Origin of the sequence: Bacteroides bouchesdurhonensis (assembly GCF_900155865.1) — a bacterium.
Classification (GTDB): domain Bacteria; phylum Bacteroidota; class Bacteroidia; order Bacteroidales; family Bacteroidaceae; genus Bacteroides; species Bacteroides bouchesdurhonensis.
Genome location: NZ_LT707006.1, coordinates 1517874 through 1542830 on the forward strand (window position 1 = coordinate 1517874; position 24957 = coordinate 1542830).

Annotated in this window: 17 protein-coding genes; 9 read left to right on the forward strand and 8 right to left on the reverse strand. The window is 40.2% G+C overall.

Annotated elements, in window-relative coordinates; translation table 11 throughout:
• Window positions 1–442 precede the first annotated feature (442 nt).
• Window positions 443–1291 (reverse strand): helix-turn-helix domain-containing protein, encoded by an 849-nt coding sequence (locus CZ225_RS06090; protein WP_077153371.1) that lies wholly within the window; start codon window positions 1289–1291, stop codon window positions 443–445.
• A gap of 157 nt (window positions 1292–1448) precedes the next feature.
• On the opposite strand from CZ225_RS06090, the gene CZ225_RS06100 reads away from it, so the two are divergent.
• The 4 genes from CZ225_RS06100 to CZ225_RS06115 are packed head-to-tail and all read left to right on the forward strand — an operon-like array spanning window position 1449 to window position 7833.
• Window positions 1449–2606, forward strand: a complete 1158-nt coding sequence (locus CZ225_RS06100) for an efflux RND transporter periplasmic adaptor subunit (protein ID WP_125040265.1) — start codon at window positions 1449–1451, stop codon at window positions 2604–2606.
• 3 nt (window positions 2607–2609) lie between these two features.
• Window positions 2610–5816 (forward strand): efflux RND transporter permease subunit, encoded by a 3207-nt coding sequence (locus tag CZ225_RS06105; RefSeq protein ID WP_077153374.1) that lies wholly within the window; start codon window positions 2610–2612, stop codon window positions 5814–5816.
• Between the two features lie 34 nt (window positions 5817–5850).
• Window positions 5851–7215: a TolC family protein gene (locus CZ225_RS06110; protein ID WP_077153375.1), complete on the forward strand. Its 1365-nt coding sequence runs from the start codon at window positions 5851–5853 to the stop codon at window positions 7213–7215.
• A 9-nt stretch (window positions 7216–7224) separates the two neighbouring features.
• Window positions 7225–7833, forward strand: a complete 609-nt coding sequence (locus tag CZ225_RS06115; RefSeq protein ID WP_077153376.1) for a TetR/AcrR family transcriptional regulator — start codon at window positions 7225–7227, stop codon at window positions 7831–7833.
• A gap of 82 nt (window positions 7834–7915) precedes the next feature.
• Here CZ225_RS06115 and CZ225_RS06120 read toward each other — a convergent pair whose 3' ends face one another.
• Window positions 7916–8884, reverse strand: a complete 969-nt coding sequence (locus tag CZ225_RS06120; RefSeq protein ID WP_077153377.1) for a hypothetical protein — start codon at window positions 8882–8884, stop codon at window positions 7916–7918.
• A 621-nt stretch (window positions 8885–9505) separates the two neighbouring features.
• Between CZ225_RS06120 and CZ225_RS06125 the strand changes: the two genes are divergently transcribed.
• Both CZ225_RS06125 and CZ225_RS06130 read left to right on the forward strand, forming a co-directional pair.
• Window positions 9506–10144 carry an HU family DNA-binding protein gene (locus CZ225_RS06125; protein WP_077153378.1) on the forward strand — a complete coding sequence of 213 codons (639 nt, stop codon included), beginning with the start codon at window positions 9506–9508 and terminating at the stop codon, window positions 10142–10144.
• A gap of 645 nt (window positions 10145–10789) precedes the next feature.
• Window positions 10790–13450: an AAA family ATPase gene (locus tag CZ225_RS06130; RefSeq protein WP_159441753.1), complete on the forward strand. Its 2661-nt coding sequence runs from the start codon at window positions 10790–10792 to the stop codon at window positions 13448–13450.
• Between the two features lie 80 nt (window positions 13451–13530).
• Here the strand turns inward: CZ225_RS06130 and CZ225_RS06135 are convergent, their stop codons facing one another.
• A complete protein-coding gene (locus tag CZ225_RS06135; protein ID WP_077153380.1) occupies window positions 13531–14808 on the reverse strand; it encodes an O-acetylhomoserine aminocarboxypropyltransferase/cysteine synthase family protein in 1278 nt (425 codons plus the stop codon).
• A gap of 186 nt (window positions 14809–14994) precedes the next feature.
• On the opposite strand from CZ225_RS06135, the gene CZ225_RS06140 reads away from it, so the two are divergent.
• Together CZ225_RS06140 and CZ225_RS06145 are read left to right on the forward strand one after the other, a co-directional pair.
• A complete protein-coding gene (locus tag CZ225_RS06140; protein ID WP_077153381.1) occupies window positions 14995–16065 on the forward strand; it encodes an N-acetylmuramoyl-L-alanine amidase family protein in 1071 nt (356 codons plus the stop codon).
• 534 nt (window positions 16066–16599) lie between these two features.
• Complete coding sequence (locus CZ225_RS06145; RefSeq protein ID WP_077153382.1) at window positions 16600–16923, forward strand: thioredoxin family protein; 324 nt, start codon at window positions 16600–16602, stop codon at window positions 16921–16923.
• Window positions 16924–17212: 289 nt separating this feature from the next.
• Here CZ225_RS06145 and pncB read toward each other — a convergent pair whose 3' ends face one another.
• The 3 genes from pncB to CZ225_RS06160 all read right to left on the reverse strand — a co-directional run bounded on the left by pncB (window position 17213) and on the right by CZ225_RS06160 (window position 20438).
• Window positions 17213–18382 carry a nicotinate phosphoribosyltransferase gene (gene pncB, locus CZ225_RS06150; protein ID WP_077153383.1) on the reverse strand — a complete coding sequence of 390 codons (1170 nt, stop codon included), beginning with the start codon at window positions 18380–18382 and terminating at the stop codon, window positions 17213–17215.
• Between the two features lie 249 nt (window positions 18383–18631).
• On the reverse strand, window positions 18632–19411 hold the full coding sequence (hdhA, locus tag CZ225_RS06155) for a 7alpha-hydroxysteroid dehydrogenase (protein WP_077153384.1): 780 nt from the start codon (window positions 19409–19411) through the stop codon (window positions 18632–18634).
• 700 nt (window positions 19412–20111) lie between these two features.
• Window positions 20112–20438 carry a cupin domain-containing protein gene (locus tag CZ225_RS06160; protein ID WP_077153385.1) on the reverse strand — a complete coding sequence of 109 codons (327 nt, stop codon included), beginning with the start codon at window positions 20436–20438 and terminating at the stop codon, window positions 20112–20114.
• A gap of 233 nt (window positions 20439–20671) precedes the next feature.
• Between CZ225_RS06160 and CZ225_RS06165 the strand changes: the two genes are divergently transcribed.
• A complete protein-coding gene (locus tag CZ225_RS06165) occupies window positions 20672–21541 on the forward strand; it encodes a DUF6845 domain-containing protein (protein WP_077153386.1) in 870 nt (289 codons plus the stop codon).
• Window positions 21542–21831: 290 nt separating this feature from the next.
• Here the strand turns inward: CZ225_RS06165 and CZ225_RS06170 are convergent, their stop codons facing one another.
• Window positions 21832–22689: an AraC family transcriptional regulator gene (locus CZ225_RS06170; protein ID WP_077153387.1), complete on the reverse strand. Its 858-nt coding sequence runs from the start codon at window positions 22687–22689 to the stop codon at window positions 21832–21834.
• Window positions 22690–23024: 335 nt separating this feature from the next.
• Window positions 23025–24947 carry a BACON domain-containing protein gene (locus CZ225_RS06180; RefSeq protein ID WP_234983007.1) on the reverse strand — a complete coding sequence of 641 codons (1923 nt, stop codon included), beginning with the start codon at window positions 24945–24947 and terminating at the stop codon, window positions 23025–23027.
• Between the last annotated feature and the right edge of the window lie 10 nt (window positions 24948–24957).

Consider the following 24957-nt stretch of genomic DNA (forward strand, 5'->3'; position numbering starts at 1 on the left):
CAAAATTATAAAAAATAATAGGTAAGTTGTGACTTTATATAGCTACAAATATAATGTTTTTTAACGAATTCCCTTTCTCTTTTTATTATTGGATGATGCTTGATCAAATTATTTAATTTGTGGTTTTATAAAGTAAGTAGTATATCAGTTTCGGTACAATTGTCTGTAATGGTTGTTCTATGCTTTATACAGTCAATGCAACTTCCGGACGTATGAGTGGCTAATGTTTACATTATTATTTATGATGGGATTGACTTTTACAACCTCCACTACTTTGGCGATGGACTATGAATGCTAATATTCCGGGACAGCCTCCGCTTTGCTGGGTGCACTGTGTTTTGGAATAACATTCATAATTTGTGCTATTTGCTCATTGCTATGTGCATTAGGAGCACTCAAACGAACCATAGTCAAGGTAGAAGTGAGCCGGATTTAGTCCGGCTTACATCGAATATTTACTTTGATATTCTTTGGGTGACATTCCTTCGTGCCGTTTGAAATATCTTCCTAAATACGATTGGTCCGGGAAACCGAGTCGGTCGGCTATCTCTTGTATGGTTAGTCCGGTGGATTGGAGTAACACTTTTATCTCCAGAATAGCAAAGTCGTCAATAATCTTTTTAGCAGAATAACCGGTTACACTTCTACAGATACCTGTTAGATATTTGGTAGAGATACAGAGCTTACTGGCGTAAAAATTCACTTCCCGTTGAGAAATACAGTTTTCGTGAACTAAAGCGGCGAAATGCTTAAAGATTTCATCCTGCCGGCTTCCACCCTCAATTTCACGCCGGTCGAAATAACGGTAACACTTATCATAAATGTCCAGCATGAAGGATTGAAGATGATTTTTGGCTATTTGGTTTCGAAAACGATTTTCACGATCTTTATAGATTGCCGTTGTCGCACGTATTAATCCATTAATGGCTTCAGTATTTTCTTCGGAAAGGGTATAACAAGGATGCTCTTTGAGGAACTGGAAGAAAAATGGTTCGAATCGGAGACAAGCCTCCCGGAACATATCTTGTGGAAATCCGAAAAAAGAAGCGGTAAAATCACTACTGCTGCCATTAATGCGTATGATAGTTCCCGGTAACAATACTATTTGGGTATTTTCAATAATTTCATGATCTTTCAGGTCAATCGTTACATGTGCCCATCCACTTCGGCAGAAATAGATGGCACCACCTTCCAGTTTCCACAGGTGGTGCATGATTGGTGACAAATCCTCGTCTGTGCCAGCCACAAAGGGTTCACGAAGTACAGTAAGTATAGATTCTCTTTCTTTCATATAAGTTCTTTTTTGGATGGCAAAAATAGGATTTTTTTGCTAAATATTAGCTTTAATGTTCCGAAAATGAACAAAACCGGAAACACTATGCCTAGTTTTCTATCATAGAATCCATTTACCTTTGCCGCAGTAATTTTTTTAACTAGGTAACAACAAAATGAGTAAAAAGGTATGTAAAATGAAGCAGGCATTAATGTTGCTTTGCTCTTTAGCTGCTGTAGGATGTAAACAAGCACCACCGGCACAAATGGAAACAGGATACGAAGTGATGACCCTTTCTCCGGCAGACCGGATGATATCAAGCACCTATTCGGCGACTATTCGCGGACGTCAGGATATTGATATTTATCCTCAGGTAAGTGGTACACTGACTAAAGTAAGTGTGACTGAAGGTCAGCGTGTGAAGAAGGGACAAACATTGTTCATCATCGATCAAGTACCTTATGAGGCTGCGTTACAGACTGCATTGGCTAATGTGGAATCTGCTAAAGCGTCTCAGGCTACGGCAAAACTGACTTACGAAAGCAAAGAGGAACTGCATAAAGAGAATGTAGTTTCCGATTTTGACTTGAGCACAGCAAGAAACTCTCTTTTGGCAGCTAATGCGCAACTGGCACAGGCAAAAGCTCAGGAAGTAAGTGCTCGTAATAACCTTTCTTATACGGTGGTGAAAAGTCCGGCAGATGGAGTGATCGGTACATTGCCTTATCGTGTAGGTGCTTTGGTTAGTTCTAATCTTGCCGAACCTTTGACTACAGTTTCTGATAACTCGGATATGTATGTTTACTTTTCGATGACAGAAAAGCAACTGTTAAACTTGATTCGTCAATATGGTTCTAAGGAAGAAGCATTGAAGAATATGCCGGCGATTGATTTGCTGTTGAATGATAAGTCTGCTTATCCACAACAGGGACAGATCGAGACTATCAGCGGAGTGATCGACCGTTCGACGGGAACCGTTAGCTTGCGTGCTGTATTTCCTAATAAGGATGGTCTGTTGCATAGTGGTGGTACAGGTAATGTGGTTATTCCGGTGCATAGAACAGAAGCACTGGTTATTCCGCAAGCAGCTACATTTGAAATTCAGGATAAGAGATATGCATATAAGGTAGTAGACGGTAAAGCGCAATCAAGCCAGATACAGGTAACCCGGGTGAATGGAGGTAAGGAATTTATCGTGGATGAAGGCCTGGCTTCGGGAGACGTAATCGTGAAGGAAGGTGTAGGATTACTTCGTGAAGGTACTCCTATTAAGGCGAAGACGGCACAACCTACGATGACAACTACTGAAAATCAAACAACAAAGGAGGATTAATCCATGAATTTAAGAACCTTTATTGAACGCCCTGTATTATCGGCAGTCATTTCTATTACGATTGTCGTTGTGGGTATCATCGGGTTGTTCAGTCTACCCGTAGAGCAGTATCCGGATATTGCTCCCCCTACTATTATGGTGAGTACCACCTATTATGGTGCCAGTGCAGAAACTTTGCAGAAAAGTGTAGTTGCTCCTTTGGAAGAAGCTATCAATGGTGTGGAGGATATGACATACATGACTTCTTCGGCTACTAATTCCGGTTCAGTGAGTATTACCGTTTACTTTAAACAGGGAACAGATCCGGATATGGCGGCTGTCAATGTGCAGAATCGTGTATCAAGAGCTACGGGACAGCTTCCGGCAGAAGTAACCCAGGTGGGTGTAACTACTTCCAAACGTCAAACTAGTATTTTGCAGATGTTCTCATTATACAGCCCGGACGATAGCTATGACGAAAACTTCCTTTCCAACTATATTAGTATTAACCTGAAACCGCAGATACTGCGTATTTCCGGTGTAGGTGACCTGATGATTATGGGAGGTGAGTATAGTATGCGTGTGTGGATGAAGCCTGATATAATGGCACAGTATAAACTGATCCCATCGGATATCACTGCAGTACTTTCCGAACAGAATATTGAATCTGCAACCGGTTCGTTTGGTGAGAATTCTAACGAAACCTATCAGTATACAATGAAGTATAAAGGACGTCTGATTACTCCGGAAGAATTTGGAGAGATTGTCATTCGTTCTACAGACAATGGCGAGGTTTTGAAACTGAAAGACATTGCCGAGATACAGCTTGGTCAGGATAGTTATGCGTATCATGGTGGTATGGACGGTCATCCGGGTATTTCGTGTATGGTTTTCCAGACGGCAGGTTCTAATGCTACCCAAGTAAACCAGCAGATTGATGACTTACTTGAAGAAGTAAGTAAAGATCTTCCGCGTGGTGTGGAACTGACACAGATGATGAGTTCGAATGACTTCCTGTTCGCTTCCATCCATGAAGTAGTGAAGACGTTGATTGAAGCTATCATTCTGGTGATTCTTGTGGTATATGTCTTCTTGCAGGATTTCCGTTCTACGTTAATTCCTTTGGTGGGAATTGTTGTTTCATTGGTCGGTACATTCGCATTTATGGCTTTGGCAGGATTCAGTATCAATTTGCTTACTTTGTTTGCGTTGGTGCTTGTGATTGGTACGGTGGTGGATGATGCCATTATTGTCGTTGAGGCGGTGCAGGCGAGGTTTGATGTGGGATATAGATCATCGTATATGGCAAGTATTGATGCGATGAAAGGAATCAGTAATGCTGTCATTACTTCTTCACTTGTGTTTATGGCAGTATTTATTCCGGTATCATTTATGGGAGGTACTTCCGGTACGTTCTATACTCAGTTTGGTCTGACAATGGCGGTGGCTGTCGGTATATCAGCTGTCAATGCATTAACATTAAGTCCGGCATTGTGTGCTTTGTTACTGAAGCCTTATATTAATGAAGACGGGACACAGAAGAATAATTTTGCGGCGCGATTCCGTAAGGCATTCAATTCGGCTTTTGATATAATGGTTGAAAAATATAAGAATATCGTATTGTTCTTTATCAAGCGTAAGTGGCTGACTTGGTCGTTGCTGGCATGTTCTATAGTACTATTGGTTTTTCTGATGAACACTACTAAGACCAGTCTGGTTCCTGACGAAGATCAGGGTGTGGTATTCGTCAATGTAAGTACAGCGTCGGGCAGTTCATTGACGACGACTGACGAAGTGATGGAACGTGTTGAAAAGCGTATGATGGAAATTCCTCAGATTGCTCACGTACAGAAAGTTTCCGGTTACGGATTATTGGCAGGACAGGGAAGTTCGTTTGGTATGTTGATTTTGAAGTTGAAACCCTGGGGTGAACGTCCGAATGATGAAGATAATGTACAGGCTGTAATTGGTCAGGTGTACGTTCGTACGGCTGATATTAAAGATGCCAGTGTCTTTGCTATATCTCCAGGTATGATTCCGGGTTATGGTATGGGTAATGCATTGGAACTTCATATGCAGGATAAGATGGGTGGTAATATCAATGAATTCTTTACGACTACCCAGCAATATTTGGGAGCATTGAATCAGCGTCCTGAGATTTCGATGGCATATTCTACGTTTGACGTTCGTTATCCACAATGGACCGTAGATGTGGACGCTGCTAAATGTAAACGTGCCGGTATTACTCCTGACGCAGTGTTGAGTACCCTTTCCGGTTATTATGGAGGTCAGTATGTATCCAACTTCAATCGTTTCTCTAAAGTGTATAGAGTAATGATTCAGGCAGATCCGTTATTCCGCTTGGATGAGACCTCTCTTGATAATGCTTTTGTACGTATGTCGAATGGTGAGATGGCTCCGTTAAGCCAGTTTGTTACATTAACACGTAGCTATGGTGCAGAATCATTGAGTCGTTTTAATATGTATAACTCTATTGCGGTAAATGCAATGCCGGCAGATGGTTACAGTACCGGAGATGCAATCAAAGCAGTGCAGGAAACTGCGGAACAAGCTCTTCCCAAAGGATATGGTTATGATTACGGAGGTATTACTCGTGAGGAAAATCAGCAAAGTGGTACGACGATTATCATTTTCGGTATATGCTTCCTGATGATTTACTTGATTCTGAGTGCATTATACGAGAGTTTTCTCATTCCGTTTGCTGTTCTTTTGAGCGTACCTAGCGGATTGATGGGAAGTTTCCTTTTTGCCAGGATGTTCGGATTAGAGAACAATATCTATCTGCAAACGGGATTGATCATGTTGATTGGTTTGCTGGCGAAGACGGCTATCTTGCTGACAGAGTATGCTGCCGAACGTCGTAAGGCAGGAATGGGACTGGTTGCTTCTGCGGTAAGTGCTGCTAAAGCTCGTCTTCGTCCGATTCTGATGACAGCATTGACGATGATCTTCGGTCTGTTCCCTTTGATGTTGTCTAGTGGGGTAGGTGCGAATGGTAACCGTTCATTGGGTACAGGTGTAGTCGGTGGTATGACCATCGGTACGTTAGTTTTACTTTTCATTGTTCCGACTTTGTTCATAGCTTTCCAATGGTTGCAGGAACGTTTCCGCCCTGTGCAAAGTGTACCTACGGAGGATTGGCAGATCGAAGAAGAAATTAAGATAAGTAACGAAGAAAAGGCTGAAGCAGGAAAAAATGATTCACTATAGAGTGACACAGAGTTTTCAATTATAAAAAAGAAATATGAGAAAAATAATACTATTATCCGCAGTGACAGTCATGTTGAGTAGTTGCGGTATTTATAATAAATACAAGTCGGTTTCGGAAGTTCCCGAGGGACTTTATGGCAGTGAGTCAGTCGCTGCCACCGATACGACGAATTTTGGGAATCTTTCTTGGCGGGAAGTATTTACCGATCCACATCTACAAGTACTGATAGATTCGGTCCTGGTGAAGAATACGGATATGCAGACGGCTCATTTGCGTGTGAAAGAAGCGGAAGCTTCTTTGATGACGGCGAAGTTATCCTATTTACCTTCTTTGTTTCTTTCACCGGAAGGAACAGCCAGTAGTTTTGATAAGGGAAAGGCTACACAAACTTATTCATTGCCTGTGACTGCTTCTTGGGAACTGGATATTTTTGGCCGTACCACGAATACGAAACGTAGTGCAAAAGCAGCTTACCAACAAAGTAAGGAATATGAGCAAGCTGTAAAAACGCAATTAGTATCTGCCGTAGCCAACAATTATTATACTTTGTTGATGCTCGATGCCCAATACGATATTGCCGTAGCTACGGAAAAAGCATGGCAGGAAACGGTAAGAGCTTCACGTGCCATGAAGAAAGCAGGTATGATGAATGAAGCCGGATTGGCTCAGACAGAGGCTAACTATTATACAATTCGTACGACAGTACTCGATTTGAAAGAGCAAATCAATCAGGTAGAAAACTCCATGAGTCTATTGCTGGCAGAAGTTCCCCATACTGTTCAGCGTGGTAAATTGAACAATCAACAGTTGCCTGAAAACTTCTCCATAGGAGTTCCTTTGCAAATGCTTTCCAATCGTCCGGATGTACGTAGTGCCGAATATTCTTTGGCACAGGCTTTCTATTCGACAAACTCCGCGCGTGCTTCTTTCTATCCTTCTATCACTTTGAGCGGTAGTGCCGGATGGACGAATAATGCCGGAAGTATGATTCTGAATCCGGGTAAGTTTCTTGCTTCGGCAGTAGCTTCATTGACGCAACCTCTATTTAATAAAGGTACAAATATCGCCCGATTGAAAATAGCGAAAGCTCAACAGGAAGAAGCCCGCCTCAATTTTGAACAAGCATTATTGAATGCAGGTGTGGAGGTAAACGAAGCATTGGTGCAGTATCAGACTGCTCGCGAGAAAGCTGCTTTCTATGAGAAACAGGTTGCTTCCTTGCAGACAGCTGTCAAGAGTACCCATCTTTTAATGAGACATAGCGATACAACTTATCTGGAAGTCCTGACCGCACAGCAAACGTTGCTGAACGCTCAGCTTTCTCAAGTGGCAAACCGCTTTACCGAAATCCAGGGAATGATTACTCTATATCAGTCGCTGGGTGGGGGTAGGATGTAGGAGGATAATATGAATCCTGATACGCTACGGAGTCGGATACTCGATTACACGAAACGTGAAATGTCTCTGCATGGAACTAACAGATTGACTATGGACGACATAGCCAAGGGGATGAAGATGTCGAAGCGTACGCTTTATAAACTTTTTCCCAGCAAGGTTTGTCTGTTTCGTGTTTGCCTTTCTGATTTAGCCAATGAAATCAGAAGAAGTGTACAACAGAAGCAAATACGCATGGATAGTTCGTGCATGGGTCATCTTTTCATAATTGTAAACGGGTATCTCACTTTGTTACATTCGATGGGGAAGACTTTACTGTTGGATATTGCCGAAGATGATGAGTACCGTTCTTCATTTGAACGGGAAAATACGTTCTGGTTACAACAGTTCATTGATATACTGACACATTGTAAAATCTGTGGCTTTCTACTTCCTGAAGTCGATACGGATCTCTTTGCAGCGGAATTGCGGGAAGCAATTTATCAGAGTTGCCTGCAAGGCACTCCGTATATAGTGCAACGGGTGCTGAATTATATGCTTTTACGAGGACTTTTTAAGATGGATGGGATTCGTTATATTGATGAACATCTGGCATACGATAAGTTAAATGTTTGTGTTTGAAGAGAGAAAGCGTATCTGGGTAAAACCGGATACGCTTTTTCAGTTGAAAGAGCCTTCTATTTCTCAGGGCTCAGGTATTCTTTTACTTGTCTGTCACCTTCAAGCTCATATTTCTTACACTGACGGCTGTATCAAATGTACCGGGCACTTCCCATCCGAAGTTCATCCCGCAGATTTCCATATCCTCCCAAGCCGTATCCTTAAAAAAGCCTTTTGATTTCATTTTCTCAATAGCTTCTTTAATCAGAGGCAGCACATCTACTTTAGCCTGATGCCATTGTTTGTCATTAAAATTTATATCTCCCCATACAGGCAACTGAGGTACATTATAAATATATGTAGCAGTTTCTATATCCCACGAAATTGTTTCTTTGTCAGACATCTGCTGATATCTATAATCATAGGACGGGATACCCAACCAAATGAAGGAGTTAAAGTCCGGAGCCTTACTATTCACATTTCTCAAAACAAAGTAAAAGGGAGTTTGAGCTGTATGTAATTCCGGGTTATACTCACTGTCGGACATCTTCCGCTCACATTTCTCCAACTTTATTTCCATCGAAAAATTCAATTGTTTCACTTTGCCTATATTCGGCTGACGTTTGAAGTTCTGCTCAATCAAAAGATGAGGCCATGGCTCATTCTCTTTCCGTGGCTTATCATACTCTTGACTTGTATTGATCTCCAACCATAAGCTACCATCTTGATGCCAAACAACTTTTTTCCCTTGATTAGTATAAGTGATAGAGCCATCTTGATTTCTTACCGGCAGTGTATTTCCCAAGTCATGTTTACTGTTCCATTGGGCTATTTTCCAAATAGGCTTTTTATCCTGTTTCTCAACATAGAGCGTATCTACGCAGGCTTTTTCCCATCCACCTTTTTCTTCCACTATTTTAGTATTCAGAGGGCTGAGTGCGAATCCATCTTCAAATGCAGTGTCTCCGAAAGCTTCCCATTCGTCTACAGGCGAGGCAAAGCTGAAACAAATACATAGATTCAACAGTAGGCCACTCCACACCGGCAACTTTATAATACTTCTTTTTTTCATATCTGTGATACTTTTAAGAGGCTATTTACGATTAGTTGAAATAAGATTCTAAGAAAGTTTCCGTATCAGTCGAAATATCAGTTTATTGGGAGTGCATAGACTTTTCCTCAAAATGTATTAGACTGGTTTAACGAAAGCCAATTTCCAAATATAAAGTAAAACGCCCGGACTTGCAAGAAAGAAACAGAAAATATAATTTGTGTATGTTCGGCAATACAGTTTTTATTCAGTTAAGCTTCGTTACTAATAATGTATGTATTTCTCTAAGTATTATTCATAAACATTAGAATAGGGAAAGAAGGTATTAATGGCATACATAAGAATTTATTTCTTATCTTTGTAATGCGTAAATTACTTTTAATAGGAAGGAAACTTGTTCTTTCAAGATATAAAGTATACTTTTGCAGGGAAGAAACTATAACCGCAAGTTCTGATTATGAAACCGGAGCTTTTGATTATATAATCAAAAGTTTCAGTTATATAACCGGAGCTTGCGGTTATAGTTTTATATAAAGAAAAAGAATGTTTTCTATTAATACAGAGTAAGTTATCTCTTAGTGGAGAATAAGTTTTCTATTAATGGCCAACAGCATATCTAATAATGAACTAAAAACAAGAACTATGGCAAGGTACATCATGGAAGAAATGCCCGACATACAAGGAACGGGCGAACGGATACTTTATCCGAAACTGGCAAGGATCGAACAAGCTTCTACCGAAGACTTGATAAACGAAATAACATCCTGTAGCGGATTTAACAGAGGAGTTGTAGAAGGAGTACTTGCGGAAGTAGCTATCGAAATGGCACATCTGATGGCAAATGGCAAATCTGTGAAGTTGGACGGTATCGGGACGTTTACGCCATCTCTCACATTGTGCGATGATAAGGAACGCGAGAAGCCGGGTGAAGGAGAAACTCACCGCAACGCACGAAGCATTGTGGTAGGAAATGTAAATTTTCGTGTGGAAAAGACAATGATACGGCGCATCAATGGACGGTGTAATTTGGAAAGGGCTCCATGGAAACCACGACGTTCCTCACAAAAGTATACGCCTGAACAACGGTTGGCTTTGGCAGTGAAGTATCTGGAGCAGCATCCTTACCTGACAGTTCGTGAATATCAGAAACTCACAGGGTTATTGCGTACGGCAGCTACCGAAGAGTTACGCCAGTGGGCACAACAACCGGATTCCGGTATCGGAATTGACGGGTGGGGAACGCACCGGATTTATATAAAGAAAGTGGTCGCTTCTCTTTAAAAACTGTTGTGCTACTTTCTTGAATCCGAAGTTAAAAAGCACTTCTGAAAGGAGCGTAGGACCTGCTCCAATTCTTTTTGTAGAAGATATAACTGATATTCGACCGGTGACATCCGTCCAATTGCCCGAAAATAGCAGGGTGCTTTATGTCTTTTATTCGAGTCTGATGCAAATAAGACCGTTATGAATTCAATAAATCATGATTTTATTGTAGGCAGCAAGTAATGTTGCAAATAAATATTTTACTAAAATAGTTGGATCATATTTATTTTCCAACTATTTTTGTCTCCGTACTTTAAAAGCACTATATGTTCTAATGAAACGGAACCGCTTACAAAAACAAATATCAAAGAATTACAATGAAACGATGACTGCGAGGCTCATGGAGGAGCTTTGCATGCATTAACATTGTGTTCTTTGACAGATTGGACACCCGTCCGGCATTTTGTAGCCGATTACAAAATGAGAGGTCCGGAATATCTGCAAAAGTGGTAGTTTCCTAATCCCTTTTATTATTTGTGGATCTTTTCAGCCTGTATGCATCTTTATCGATTCGTACAGATTACTCTCGTATTGCCCTTCTTCAAGGGTGATTTGATTGACCGTTTTTTATTATTCAATTTTTATATTAAAACTTATAGTGCTATGACAAAAAAGAAAGATACAACTATTGATGAAAATTTAAATGATTTGGACGAACAAATCAAAGCTTTTTTAGATGATAATTCCGGATATGTAAGAGAAGGCCGCTATGTGGATAAAGGAGTGACCTATTTCATTCCGATCAATCCCAAACCGGAGGGTGAATATAAATTGGAAGAATTAGTAGTCTTTGCCAATGAAGAGGATACTTATCATGAAAGGAGAAAAAAGAAACTTTATTTTAAAACGAATACTAAAAAGGTGCTTCGAATAACGATGTGGATGCGGAAGGTTGCAGAAAATGAACCATCGAACGGCGTTCTGTTTTCCTTGTATCGAGAGGGGTGCCGAGTTCCGATTTTCAGGCGAACAGAGCAAATTGATCCGGATGGATTCGAATACTCTTTTACGTATGAAGATGCCGGTAAACTATTGCCGGGACGTTACTTTTTGTTGGTCGGTAATATGGAGAATGATTCGGAAGCAAAGTCACCGTTGGAAACAATGGGAACACAGTTATGCCACCGTTTCCAAATACTGACTGAAGGAATATATCTACCTAAGCCAAGAGTGCGAAGAGTGTCTGTGTCCCGTCCTGTTGTGCAGGAAACGGTTTGCGGAACTTCCGGAAAATTGGATGTAAAAGTAGCTTTGAGAGGACACATCGAAGATACGTATGACTTTTGTGCTTATTGTTATAATTCTGACCATCAGCTGATAGGTAAAGTGGAGACCGACGGAAAACTAATATCGAAAGGATCGAATACTTGGCTAAAGTTTTCATTAGATTCATCGTTCATCTGGGTGGAAGGAGATTATTCATTGGTGTTTGTATATAATGAAGAGCCTGCATACGTGTTCTCTTTTCATCTTTCATCACGAGCTTGCGTGCAGTGTGAGGTTCGGGAGCTTCAACCGGATTCTTTTCATTATCTGATGGTTAAGTACTGTCAGAAGAAATTTGTATGGCAAGGGAGAATCTGTAAGCTACCGGGCATGCGGAATGTTCGGGAACAATTTGTTTCTTTGATAGAAGAGACTATGTTTGATGAGCTGCGTCGGCGGAAAGGAGTGGAGATTACCAGGAAAAATAAGCATTTTGTAATGATAGGAACAGAATCTTTGATCCAATCACAGGTGGTTAGTTGTCTTTCTTCCTTGTTTTCATTGGGGAATAATCATGTGGATAGAGTGGATGCTACATCGTTGATTGTATCCAAAAACTCATTGAATCCTTATGAGGAAATAGATGCTTTGATGAATAATCGTCTGGATAGTATGGTCTGCCTGAAACAGTTTTCTGTGTTACTTTCTCCCAATGGATTGCCGGTGTTACGTAAAATCACGAATGCTTTAAATGATCAGGAATATTCTTGGTCCTTAGTGCTTTGTGGGACAGAGAGCGAGGTTGAACAGCTTTTTGAGGCGGTTCCTGAATGGAGAGCTTATTTTCCTAAGGAATGTTGGTTGGAGTTTGGAAATTATTCTTTACCGGATATATTATATAGGTTGATATATCAGTTAGAGCAACATAAATACAAGCTTTCTCCGGATGCAGAGCTATGTTTGTATAATGCGGCTAAACAATCATGGGATAATGGACAACTAATGTATTGGGGCGAGAAAGAAATTATCGATTTTGCAGAGAATTCCTTGTTGCCTGTTATTAGAAAACGCTTAATGAAGAGGGTATTAAAATCAGCTTCGCCGGATATACAGGTCTTGCAAACCTTGTATGCGGATGATCTGGAACTATCTTTTGGAAGTAACCGGATGAATAGTTTTGAGGAAAACATGAAACCCCTTCTCGCAATGGTCGGGCTAACGGAAGTGAAAGAACGGTTGACTGAGCATTTCAACTTGTCCTGTTTGCAAAAGATGCGGCAACAAGTCGGTCTTCCGGTAAGCGATATAGGCCCGTATCACATGATATTTACAGGAAATCCGGGAACCGGCAAAACAACGGTGGCAAAATTGATCGGGAAGATCTATCATTCTTTAGGAATACTATCGAAGGGAGATGTAGTAGTGACAGATCGTTCGCATATCGTAGGACAATATCTCGGAGATACGGAAAAGAACATGCTCAATATTCTGGAAAAGTCTCATGGTAATGTGCTATTTATTGATGAAGCTTATACGCTGTACTGCGGAAAAGATGACCGGAGTGATTTCGGGTTGCGTGCTATTGAAGTGTTGCTTCCTGTATTGGCACAGAAAAATCCGGATATGCTTGTCATTATGGCTGGCTATGAGAAAGAGATGGAATTGATGATGAATGGGAATCAGGGATTGGCAGGACGTTTCCCTCATAAACTTCATTTTAGCGATTATACGGTAGATGAACTATTCCAGATCGGACAGAATTTGCTGGATAAAGGCGAATATGGGTTACCGGAAGCAACAGAGGGTATTTTCAGAAGACTTATTGCTGAAGCTGTAGCGAATAAAGATGCTTTATTCAGTAATGCACGGTGGGTGGAACAAGTAATTACTACGGGAATCCTCCCTGCTATGGCGAAGAGATTAATGCGTAACCGTGAGATGCTTTCTAAAGAAATGCTTCGGACAATAGAACCGGGTGATGTAGAAGAAGGAATGCTTCGTTTTATCAATGTATGGGCGGACAAGCCTCAAAGAAACCCTATCGGGTTCAGAGCGTAGATAAATGAAGAAGAATGAAGAACTTCCCGTGCGTTAACTACGCTGAGAGCTAATTCTTCATTCTTCATTTTAGTTCTTCATTACCCAAGTGCTTGTTCTATGTCAGCGATGATATCGTCTGCATTCTCAATTCCTACTGACAGGCGGATTAAATCCGGGCGTACACCTGCTTCAATCAATTGCTCGTCGGTTAGCTGACGGTGTGTATGGCTTGCCGGGTGAAGTACGCAGCTACGTGCATCGGCAACGTGGGTGACGATGGCGATCACTTCCAGAGAATCCATGAATTTGATGGAAACATCGCGTCCACCTTTCAGACCGAAGGAGATAACGCCGCATGAACCGTTCGGCATGTATTTCTGTGCAAGTGCATAATACTTGTTATCCGGAAGCCCGCAGTAATTTACCCAAGCTACTTTATCATTTTTTGATAAGTATTCGGCAACCTTCTGTGCGTTGCGGCAATGCTGCGGCATACGCAGGTGCAGAGTCTCCAAACCTAAGTTCAGCAAGAAAGAGTTTTGCGGGCTTTGGATACTTCCAAGATCACGCATCAGCTGAGCTGTTGCTTTGGTGATATAGGCTCCCTTACCAAAAGCTTTGGTATAAGTCAGTCCATGATAAGATTCATCCGGAGTACAAAGCCCGGGGAACTTGTCAGCGTATGCCTCCCAATCGAAGTTACCACTGTCTACGATACAGCCACCTACACTGGTAGCGTGTCCATCCATGTATTTAGTGGTAGAATGAACTACGATATCTGCCCCCCATTCGAACGGACGACAGTTGATCGGAGTCGGGAAAGTATTGTCTACAATCAAAGGAACGCCATGACTGTGAGCAACGCGGGCAAACTTTTCAATGTCTAGCACTTCAAGAGAAGGATTGGAGATCGTTTCTCCAAACAATGCTTTAGTATTCGGTTGGAAAGCAGCGGCTATTTCTTCTTCGCTCGCATCCGGGCTGACAAAGGTAACGTCAATACCGAGCTTCTTCATCGTTACGCCGAACAGATTGAATGTTCCGCCGTAAATGGCTGAAGAGCAAACAAAATGGTCTCCTGCCTGACAGATATTGAATATGGCATAGAAATTGGCTGCCTGACCGCTGGAAGTCAGCATAGCGGCAACTCCACCTTCAAGAGCAGCAATCTTGGCAGCTACTGCATCATTTGTCGGGTTTTGCAGACGGGTATAAAAATAACCACTTTCTTCAAGATCAAAGAGACGTGCCATTTGCTCGCTGGTCTCATACTTGAAAGTTGTACTTTGATAAATGGGCAGCACACGCGGCTCGCCCTTTTTAGGAGTCCATCCTGCTTGTACACACAGGGTTTCGGGCTTGAATTGTTTTGCCATAATGTTATCGGATTTATTGTTTTATTGCCAAAAAAAGTTTTTATGGCGCAAAAGTAGGGAAAATAATTGTATTTTTGTTCCCTTCATAAGTATTTAGTTTACTATTGAGAATGCAGAATTTTCACGTTATTCGGAGTGGCAAATACTATAAAATAGATCGTGATGACAAACTAAGTCCCTATTGAAATGAGAAAGAGATTCTATATTCTTTTGTTATTTACTTGTTTTTCTTCAGTCACTGCTCTTTGGGCGCAACAGAAGGCAACTCCGAAAGCAGGTGAAGGCATTTCATCTTTTTTGTTGCGTCATAACCGTTCTCCCAAAAAGTATTACGATGATTTTGTAGAGCTGAATCAGAAGAAGTTAGGAAGAAATAAAGTATTGAAGATCGGGGTTAGTTATGTCATTCCTCCAGTGAAGAAATCTACATCTTCTTCGGCATCTGGAAAAGCGGCATCCGAAAGCGATACAAACAGTGGTATTGCATCACAACCGGCTAAAACTGCAAAAATAGGAACTGTAATAAATGAACCTTTGTTTGGCAAGGCATTGGCAAATGTAAAGGTCACTTCTAACAGGCTTGCAGGGGCATGCTTTTATATCGTCAGTGGCCATGGAGGTCCTGATCCCGGAGCTATCGGAAGAGCTGGAAGACATGAACTTCACGAAGACGAATATGCGTATGATATTGCACTTCGTCTGGCGCGAAATTTGATGGGGGAAGGGGCAAAAGTTCATATTATTATTCAAGACGCCAAAGACGGAATCAGAAATGATGCTTATCTTTCTAATAGTAAACGCGAAACCTGTATGGGGGCACCAATTCCGTTGAATCAGGTGCAACGTCTACAACAGCGTTGTAGTAAAATTAATGCGCTTTATCAAAAAGACCGTAAGAACTATAAATACTGCCGTGCTATCTTTATCCATGTGGACAGCCGTAGCAAGGGCAAACAGACGGATGTCTTTTTCTATCATACTCTTCAAAAAACGGAAAGCAAACGTTTGGCAAATAATATGAAGGATATGTTTGAAGCCAAGTATGATAAGCACCAGCCTAACCGGGGATTCTCGGGGACAGTGGGTGGACGTAATTTATATGTACTCTCGCATACCACTCCTGCTTCTGTTTTTGTGGAGCTAGGAAATATCCAGAACACTTTCGACCAACGTAGATTGGTGATGAGCTCTAATCGGCAGGCACTCTCTAAGTGGCTGATGGAAGGCTTTTTAAAAGATTATAAAGCAAAAAAATAAACTTTTTACTCTTGTCTCTTGAACAAAAGAAAGAGTAAGGATGTTATATATGTGCAAATCGCCTGATACACTACTTGTAGGTATGTGAATATATATGAGTCAGCAATATGCCTCCCCGGCATAACAGGAAGATTGCATAGTAGTTTTGTCGTGTTTTATTTTGTGTTTGTGTTGTGACGGTGCTGCGATGTGAATCGGGGTACCGTTTTTTATCATAGTTTTTTTTCGATAACTTATGAACAAAAAGAAAACAGTGTTGTTATATACAGTGCAAATCGCCTGGTACACTACTTGTAGGTATGCGAATATATATCAGTCAGTAATATGCCTCCCCGGCATAACAGGAAGATTGCATAGTAGTTTTGTCGTGTTTTATTTTGTGTTTGTGTTGTGACGGTGCTGCGATGTGAATCGAGGTACCGTTTTTTTGTGATTACTTGATAGTTTAATTTTTGTATATTATTGATTAATGGTTAAACCTTCTCTCTCTATCCATTGTTGGATTTATAATTATGAACTAAAATATCAATGAGTATGAAAGAGAAGAAGATTGCCCGAGAGGCGAGAAACAAAGAAAAGTTAGCTAATGACGATTGGGTAATGGCAGAATTTTACGCAACGTGGTGTCCGCATTGCAAACGTATGCAACCTGTGGTTGAAGAGTTTAAAAAGTTGATGGAAGGTACACTTGAAGTAGTGCAGATCGATGTGGACCAGGAAGACGCTCTCGCTGAATTCTATACTATTGAAGGGACTCCTACTTTTATTCTTTTTAGAAAAGGAGAACAGTTATGGAGACAGTCTGGTGAATTGAGTCTTGAAAGACTTGAGAGAGCCGTCAAAGAGTTTAAGTCTTGAAAAAATATTAATAAAAAGGTGTGTTTTATACCGTAAGTTTTAAATCGTGTTATAAAACATGCTTTTTTATTTGGATAATTTGCAGATATGTTGAAAGTCCGTATCTTTGCAATGTGTTTTTCATAGTATTAGATTTAAGGTTAACAAAGGTTGGAGCAAGGCGTTGCTCCTTTTTTTATGTCTATACTTTTAATATTCATAATATTTTGCGTTCAATTAGTCTTATTTGATCTGTTTGTTTTTTATTTACTCCCATATAATAAATGAGGTGGCTTCTTTTATATGTTGATCATTTATTTAATCTAAGTTCGTACAGACAGGCTTTGACTTCTTCCGGATTACCTGAATGTTTTCCCTCGTCATCCGATAGTTTGATACATTCTCTCCACTCTTGATTGACATTCATCTTACATTGAGTTAGCTTCATCACAATATTGGAAGGTTCGAAACCTGTATCATTGGTGAGATTAGTACCAATTCCGAAAGAACAACGGATTTTATTCTGGCAATATTCCTGAATTTCTAATGCTTTGGTAAAGTCGAGGGCGTTGCTGAAGACGATCACTTTAGTTGTAGCATCAATACCCAGCTCTTTGTAGCGGGCAATTAGTTTGTCGATAAATTTGAATTCATTGCCCGAATCACACCGTACTCCATCAAATAACTTTGCTTGCTTACGGCTTATGTTGCTGAGAAAAATATCGGAAGTATAGGTGTCGGATAGAGCGATCCCTAAATCTCCGTCGTATACATTGACCCAATTTTCAAGAGCCATGTAATTCGCATGTTTATATCCGAATTGTGCACCATGAAACATAAACCATTCATGAGGATGGGTACCCATCATTTTCATGTCATATTTCATTGCAAAATAACAGTTGGAAGTACCTGTGCAATAGTGGGCTGTTTCATTCAGTCTTTTGATAACGGCTTCTTGTACAGCTGTCGAGAATCTCCTGCGTGTACCGAACTCTGAAAAGCGAAGCCGATTATGATTGGATAATTCTACTTTTTCTGACAGTTTACAAAGGATATCACTCATATCCGCTCTATTACCTGAGAACTTGTTTTTTATTTCGGATACAATGGCTAGTAAAGGGACTTCATATAAAGTGGCTTTATAAAGAAAATCACTTACTTCAATGTGTAGATGGTGTTCCTCGTCCAGATGAATTCTAATTTTGTCTGGGTCGAAGCGGAAAGAGGATAACCATTCCCAATAGACTCTTGGAAGGAAGCGGCAATTGCGAGTCATATATTCCAGCTCTTTTTCCGTAAGTCTCAATTGGCTTAGATTATTGATTTCTTTTTTCAGTGTTTCCAGAAACTCTTCGGTGTATTCAGTCTCGTTTCTGTCATTGAAACTGAAGGTTCCCATGGCAGATGGAAACAGTTTGATATAAGCATACGAGGTGGTAAACTTATAAAGATCTGTATCTAGCAGTGTTCTGACAATCATTTTGGGCTCTTTTATGATAGAAAACGTTGCAGAGTTAGTTTTTGTTGGACAAACTTGGTGTCTAATTGCCAATAATTACCTCACTTGCTTTTTTCTAGGCGAATAAGGCATTGGTTGAGCATATCCTACTCGTAAAAGTAAGATGGGAATTTCTTCTCTGTTTTCTTTTAAATTGATTTATATATGTTACTGATTGGTCCACGAAAAAATGTTTCCTATCGGTAACATCAAAAGAAAAAGAGATTTATTTTATGATAATTCGACAGTAGGATTATGGATTGTCAATCCACCGTCTACAACAATCGTTTGCCCTGTGATGTAACGAGCATCGTTTGAAGCTAAAAAAGCAATCGTAGCTGCAATATCTTCGGGTTCTCCCAGATAAGGAGTGGCACATTGTCCCAGAAAGATATTTCTGACCTCTTCATTTAGATTGTTTAAAGCAGCAGGAGTGAGAATTAATCCTGGTGCCACAGCATTGCAACGAATATTTTTCTTTCCTACTTGAGTTGCGATATATTTGGTTAGGTTTATGACTCCCGCTTTGCTGGCACCATATAACGTTCCGTTAGTATCGGCTGTAATTCCACTGACAGAAGCAATATTTACAATGTTTCCTCCATTATGAGCAGTCATGATGGGGATAATTTGTTGAGAGAGATACATGGTACAACAAAGATTCAAGTGAAAAGCCTCGTCGAAATAATCAATATCCAGTTTTTCGATATTTAGGTCTTGTTTAGGATTGGTTCCCCCCACATTATTAACTAAAATATCTATTTGCCCATATTCCTTTTTTGCAAACTCAATCAATTGCTTGCAACTATGTAATTCTGTGGCAGAAAAATAGATAGAGCGTACATCGGCTCCCGACTGGGTAAGTTCGGTAGCAAGTTTATCTGCATTTTCTATAGAATGGTCGGCAATAACTACTTTGCCACCTTCTGATACAAACCTGCGTGTGGTTGCTTCGCCAATACCACTGGCCGCTCCGGTGATGATGGCTACTTTATTTTCAAATCTTTTCATTATGATGATTTTTAGATGGTTACCTTTCATCAATAACATATAGTCCCATTATTTGTTATGTCTGGTAAACCCTCTTTAATAAGATTCATTAGTTGGTTCGCAAACTTTAGCATCTCTTTTCGTCTGGAAGCTTTATCTATTTAAGAAAACTACAAAATGTTAATGATAACCCATTTTTTTGTTAATGTGATTACGATTCTATTAAACCATGTTATAAAACATCAGGATTTTCCGTAATAATTTGGAGATAAGTCAGAAACCCGTATCTTTGCAATGTGTTTTTCATAGTATTAGATTTAAGGTTAACAAAGATTGGCTGTCTGGGATAGATAGCCTTTTTTTATGCCCTTAAAAGAGTGAGAACTGGTCATAACTAGTGTAACAATGTTTTGGATGATATTAATGACAAGTCGAAACAAAGTGATTTGTAGATGATCAATAGTAATGTGATAAATGAATGTAAGTAGAATTGTGAATGAATGTGTTAATTGTTAATTTAAAAACTGTAGAATGTTAATGCGCTGTCGAGAACTTTAAACCATGTTATAATATAGCCGATTCTGACCTTGTAATTTGCTGTTTACCTTGAATTTGGTATCTTTGTACAGTGTTTTTTTCATAAGTATTAGATTTAAGGTTAACAAAAGATTGGTTGCTCGTGAGGAGTAGCCATTTTTTGTTTTTATACCATTGAAGTTGCTTATTCCTTAATCATCGTTAATAACATTTTAAATCTTTCAATAGCTGTTACAGCATGCGGAATGTTTGCCGGGAGTATAATACTTTCGCCTGCTTTTACCATAAAAGGTGTTCCATTGATAACGATGTTCGCTGATCCTTCCAGTATTTGTATGAGTGCATCGAATGGAGCCCGATGTTCACTTAATTCTTCTCCTTTGCCAAAAGAGAACAGAGTGATATTTCCCGAGGGAGTTTTGATCAATTGTTTGCTAATGATACCTCCATCTGAATATTCGATGAGAGATGTTAAATGGAGTATTGTTCCTTTTTGAAATGATTGTTCCATATCGATTTTATTTTTAATGAATATATGGACGATAACATTTGTGAAACCGGCATTGTTTACTAATCGTTCAAGAATAGATGATTGACATTTTTTTAAAGATAGAACTTTTATTTTGTGTTTTATAAATTATTAATCAGCAAAAATCAATTTCTATTGTTATAGTAAAAAGTAAGTTATTTCTATGGCTTGCTATAAACGAATCATTCTATCTACAATTTAGTAAAGAAAACATTATGAGAAAGAGTTTTTTATTTTTTGGAACACTATTAGGTGTTTTACTATTGGCTTCTTGTTCGGGAGGAAGCAAGAAACAGGCTACTGCTGCAAAGAATGCGGAAGAATTGGATAATGCAAGTAAAGTGATAAATTACTATCATACATCTCTTAGCGTATTAAAACATGTAGCTAACCCGAAGGATATCAATGCTGTGCTTGGCTATATGGAGCAGACTGGTAAAGTTCCCGAGGTTTCTCCGATTGCCCCTCCGGAACTTTCTGCACAAGATACTACGGAGTTGATGCATCCGGGAAACTATTTTAGTGAAGAAGTCCGTCAGCATTTGGAGCAAACTTATAGTGGACTGTTTGGGGTACGAAATCAATTTTATGAGAATTTTAATAAGTTCTTGACTTACAAAAAAGCAAAGGATACAGCAAAAACCAGCCAACTTTTGGATGAGAATTATCGGTTAAGTATAGAATTGTCCGAATATAAACAATTGATTTTTGATACATTGGCTCCTTTTGTGGAACAATCAGAGAAAGAGCTGTTGGCTGACGAACCGTTGAAAGATCAGGTAATGGCTATGCGAAAGATGTCCTCTACAGTACAAAGTATTCTGAACTTATATAGTCGTAAACACCTAATGGATGGTGCTCGAATTGACTTAAAAATGGCAGAGTTGAGGAAACAGCTAGAAGCTGCTAAAAAACTTCCGAGTGTTGCTGGCTATGATAAAGAGATGAAAACTTATCAGGATTTTCTGTCTACTGTAGAATCCTTTATGAAGGATATGCAGAAAGCCAGAGATAAGGGAAAATATTCTGATGAAGAGTATAGTTCTATGATGGATGCCTATGAATATGGACTTTCTGTCATTTAGTTGTTTTCTTTAATTTGATCAAGGTTTTTGTATTGGCTTTCTTTTATTTTTGCCATAACGAAAAACTTTAAACCTAAAGTTACAAGAACTTTGGGTAATAACAAAGCCCGAGCTTGAGAAAGCCTGGGCTTTGTGCATAAAACAAGGTTGTGTCAGCACTTTGACAACCTTATTTTATTATAGTACTGTCTTTTGGAAAGATGGCATTTTACGAGTTATTATGTGAATGTTTAGAGCACACTCGTTAAAATGGCTTTGATGATAATGACAGATTTCTGCAATTTATTCTTCTATTCTACTGGAATATAAATTTCAGTCAGTAAATCTTCAGGAGCAGTACAGCATGGGTCGTTCAAATATCGTTCCGCACTTGCCTCATCACGTATTGTACACTCCATTTCCGGTAGATATTTTCCATAAATGGTATCGTATACAGCTTGCAGGTACTCATAAGATCCTTTATAGATAAACGTTGCATAGCGACCGGCAGGAATTTGCTTGAATCCGATATCTCCTTTGGGAACAACTTTCTCGGGTATCACCATACATACGTCGGTACGTAATTTTTCTACTGGCGTCACTTTGGGGTCATCGTGATAAATACAAAGAGGAGCGGCTTCTCCCATCGGTAGTTTTTGTTCAAAAATGAACTGGCACAATCTTTCCCAAGTACCTCCATAGTCGTTAAGTTTGTAGTCTCCTGACAAACGGATATAAACAACATTTCGTTCAGGGATATTTCTGATTTCCTTTTTCAGTTCGAGATCAGGTCTGATAATCGCTGGTTTCATAATTACAAAATTTTTATTGTTTCTATATTCTAAAGGTGAAATACCATAAAATTGTTTAAACACTTTCGACAATGAAGAAGGGGATGAATATCCGATGCGATAAGCAATATCTGCAATCGGGATATCTGAGTAACGGAGTAGACGGGCAGCTGTTTCTGTTCGCGTCCGAACAATAAATGTGCCGATAGGCTCACCGAGGAAAGCTTTCATGATTCGGTGAAAGTAGAAAGGTGAAAAATTTGATATCCTGGCCAGCGATTTCAAATCAATCTCTTCTCCTAAATGTTGGTTAATGTATTCCACTACTACGTTTACACATCTCTGGTACTCTTCTTTCGTTGTTTTCTTTGGTTGCATAGTTTTATTGTTATTTCACTTTGCAAAAATACAGGTAAAAAAAAGAAAGGACTTTTCCAATGTTGCTGAAATGTTTCTTTTAGTTCTATTTTCTTCTGTTCTTTCTCCTTACATACGGTAACAAAATATGCTGGCAAAAAGAAAAAAATAGATTTTTGTACTTTTTGCCAGCATTCATATTTATTCTTAGGAAATAGAATCTCTTTTTCGGATATTTCGCTATTCAATAAGAAAAAGACTAACTACGAAATTATTCTAACTATAAAGGTAAGATGATTCCAAGTAACTAAGACCGTGTAAATCTAAAGGATAATCATGTTAGTCTATAACATCGGTTATTGTTTGGCATCATATATGTTTTTTATTTCAGTCACCGAAAGAAGGCGGGTGTCGTAGACACGAAAGTTGTCTACAATCATATTTGTTCCATTCAAAGTATTACTATTAGACAGTTTTACACTACCACCCAGTATAAACTTGGTTCCTGAACCATAACTGTTGTTTGACGTTTCGGCTTCGCCGAATGGATTGGCATCTTCTGTCACGGTATCCACGAGTTGGCCGTCCACATAGAGATTGGTCGTAATAGTGGCATACGTTGTTTTGTTGAAGTCCGAAGTCAGTGCCACGTGATGCCACTTGCCGTCCGTAAGTGTTGGGTGCGTGAATGTACCGGTCTTTGCATATTGGTAGCCGTTATTGTAACGCGTGACGACGAACTTCAAGGCATCTGCCTTCATGCTGAGTGTGAACATCGGGGCGTTTTGATGAGAGGAAACCATATAGAAGATGTTGCCGTCGCCGAAACCTTTGCCCCAGAAGCTGATAGTCATCTCACGAGAGTCGATAATAGGCTTGGCTACCACGAAGGAGCTGTTGTTGGTACGGTTGAACTTTACGGCCTTTGAACCTGCCGTAACACCCTCCACAAACGTAGGGGAGTTGGAACCGAAGCCGTGGACGGCGTTCTCGGTGGCATCGTTGAAGTCGTCATCGAACTTATAGTAGACGTACATGCCTTCGGGAATGACTATACCGGCTGTGGCACTGCCTTTCAGGGCGGTTACTGTTATTTTTTCTTCTTGTGTACCATCAGAAATTGTAATAGTGGCATTCAGCGTTTGTGGCACGATAGAGCGGTTCAATTTTACCGTTACTTCCGAAGAAGCTTGTGCAGGCACTTTGCCGGAAGTTGTGGAAACGGAGAGGCATTCATCAGACACATTTGTAATGCTCCAATTCAGTTCCGCATTTCCCGTGTTGCCGACGTTCAGTACCAATGCAGTCTGCTCTTCGCCAAAGTCCAGGGTTTTCGGAGAGAGGGAGAGTACAGCTTTTGCCTTGACTGCTTTTAACGTGATGGCTTCTTCTTTCGTGCCGTCCGAAATAATGAAGGAGGTGTTCAAGTCATTGTTCATCTTGCTTCTGTCTAGCTTCACCTGTACCACTTTGTTGCCGGCAGGGGATATTGTACCTTCGCTTTCGGAGACGGTGATGCAGTCTGAAGTGATGCTTTTAATTTTCCAGTCAAGGTTTGCCTCGCCCGTGTTCTTTATCTCCAATGTTTGCTCTTGCGCAGTATCGCCGAAGTCCAGTGTAGTAGGAGATACGCTCATTTTGGACTTTTTGTCGTCTTTGGGTGAGCATGAGATAGAGATGGGGAATGAATTGCCGAAAGCAGAGAGGTTTACCACTACGGACTTCGATTCTCCCAGCTTGTCGCGATTGACAGAAAAGACGATACTCTGTGTCTTGTTGCTGCCTATTCGTCCGGCTTTTGGGTTGGCAGACAACCAGCTGTTACTGCCCAATTCCAGTGACCATTCCGTTTCTGTGTTTCCGTTGTTGGTGATGGTGACGGACATCTCTTCTTGCGTAGTTCCAAAATTCAGCGAGGAGGGGGTTATTGTAATCTTCGCATCTTTTTCTTCGGGTGTAAGTCGTATGTCTCCGGAGGCAGCTTGTCCTACTAACACATTCACTGACTTGCTATTCGTTGTGTATCCTGTTTTCTGTGCTTGTACTTGATACTGTTGTGCTTCGAGGTCAGGGAATTCGTATGTGCCGTCACTTCCCGTGGTACGTGCCAGTCCGCCGGGCGTCAATGTAATAGTCACTCCTTGTATCACTTCGCCGTTTTTGCTGTTGGTCACTTTTCCATAGATGGAGCCGGTTGTCTTTTCTTCACTGCTGGTACATGCTCCTGCAGCTAACAAGAGGAACATTATTCCTGTCATTACAATTAATTTGTTCATCATAATTTTATTT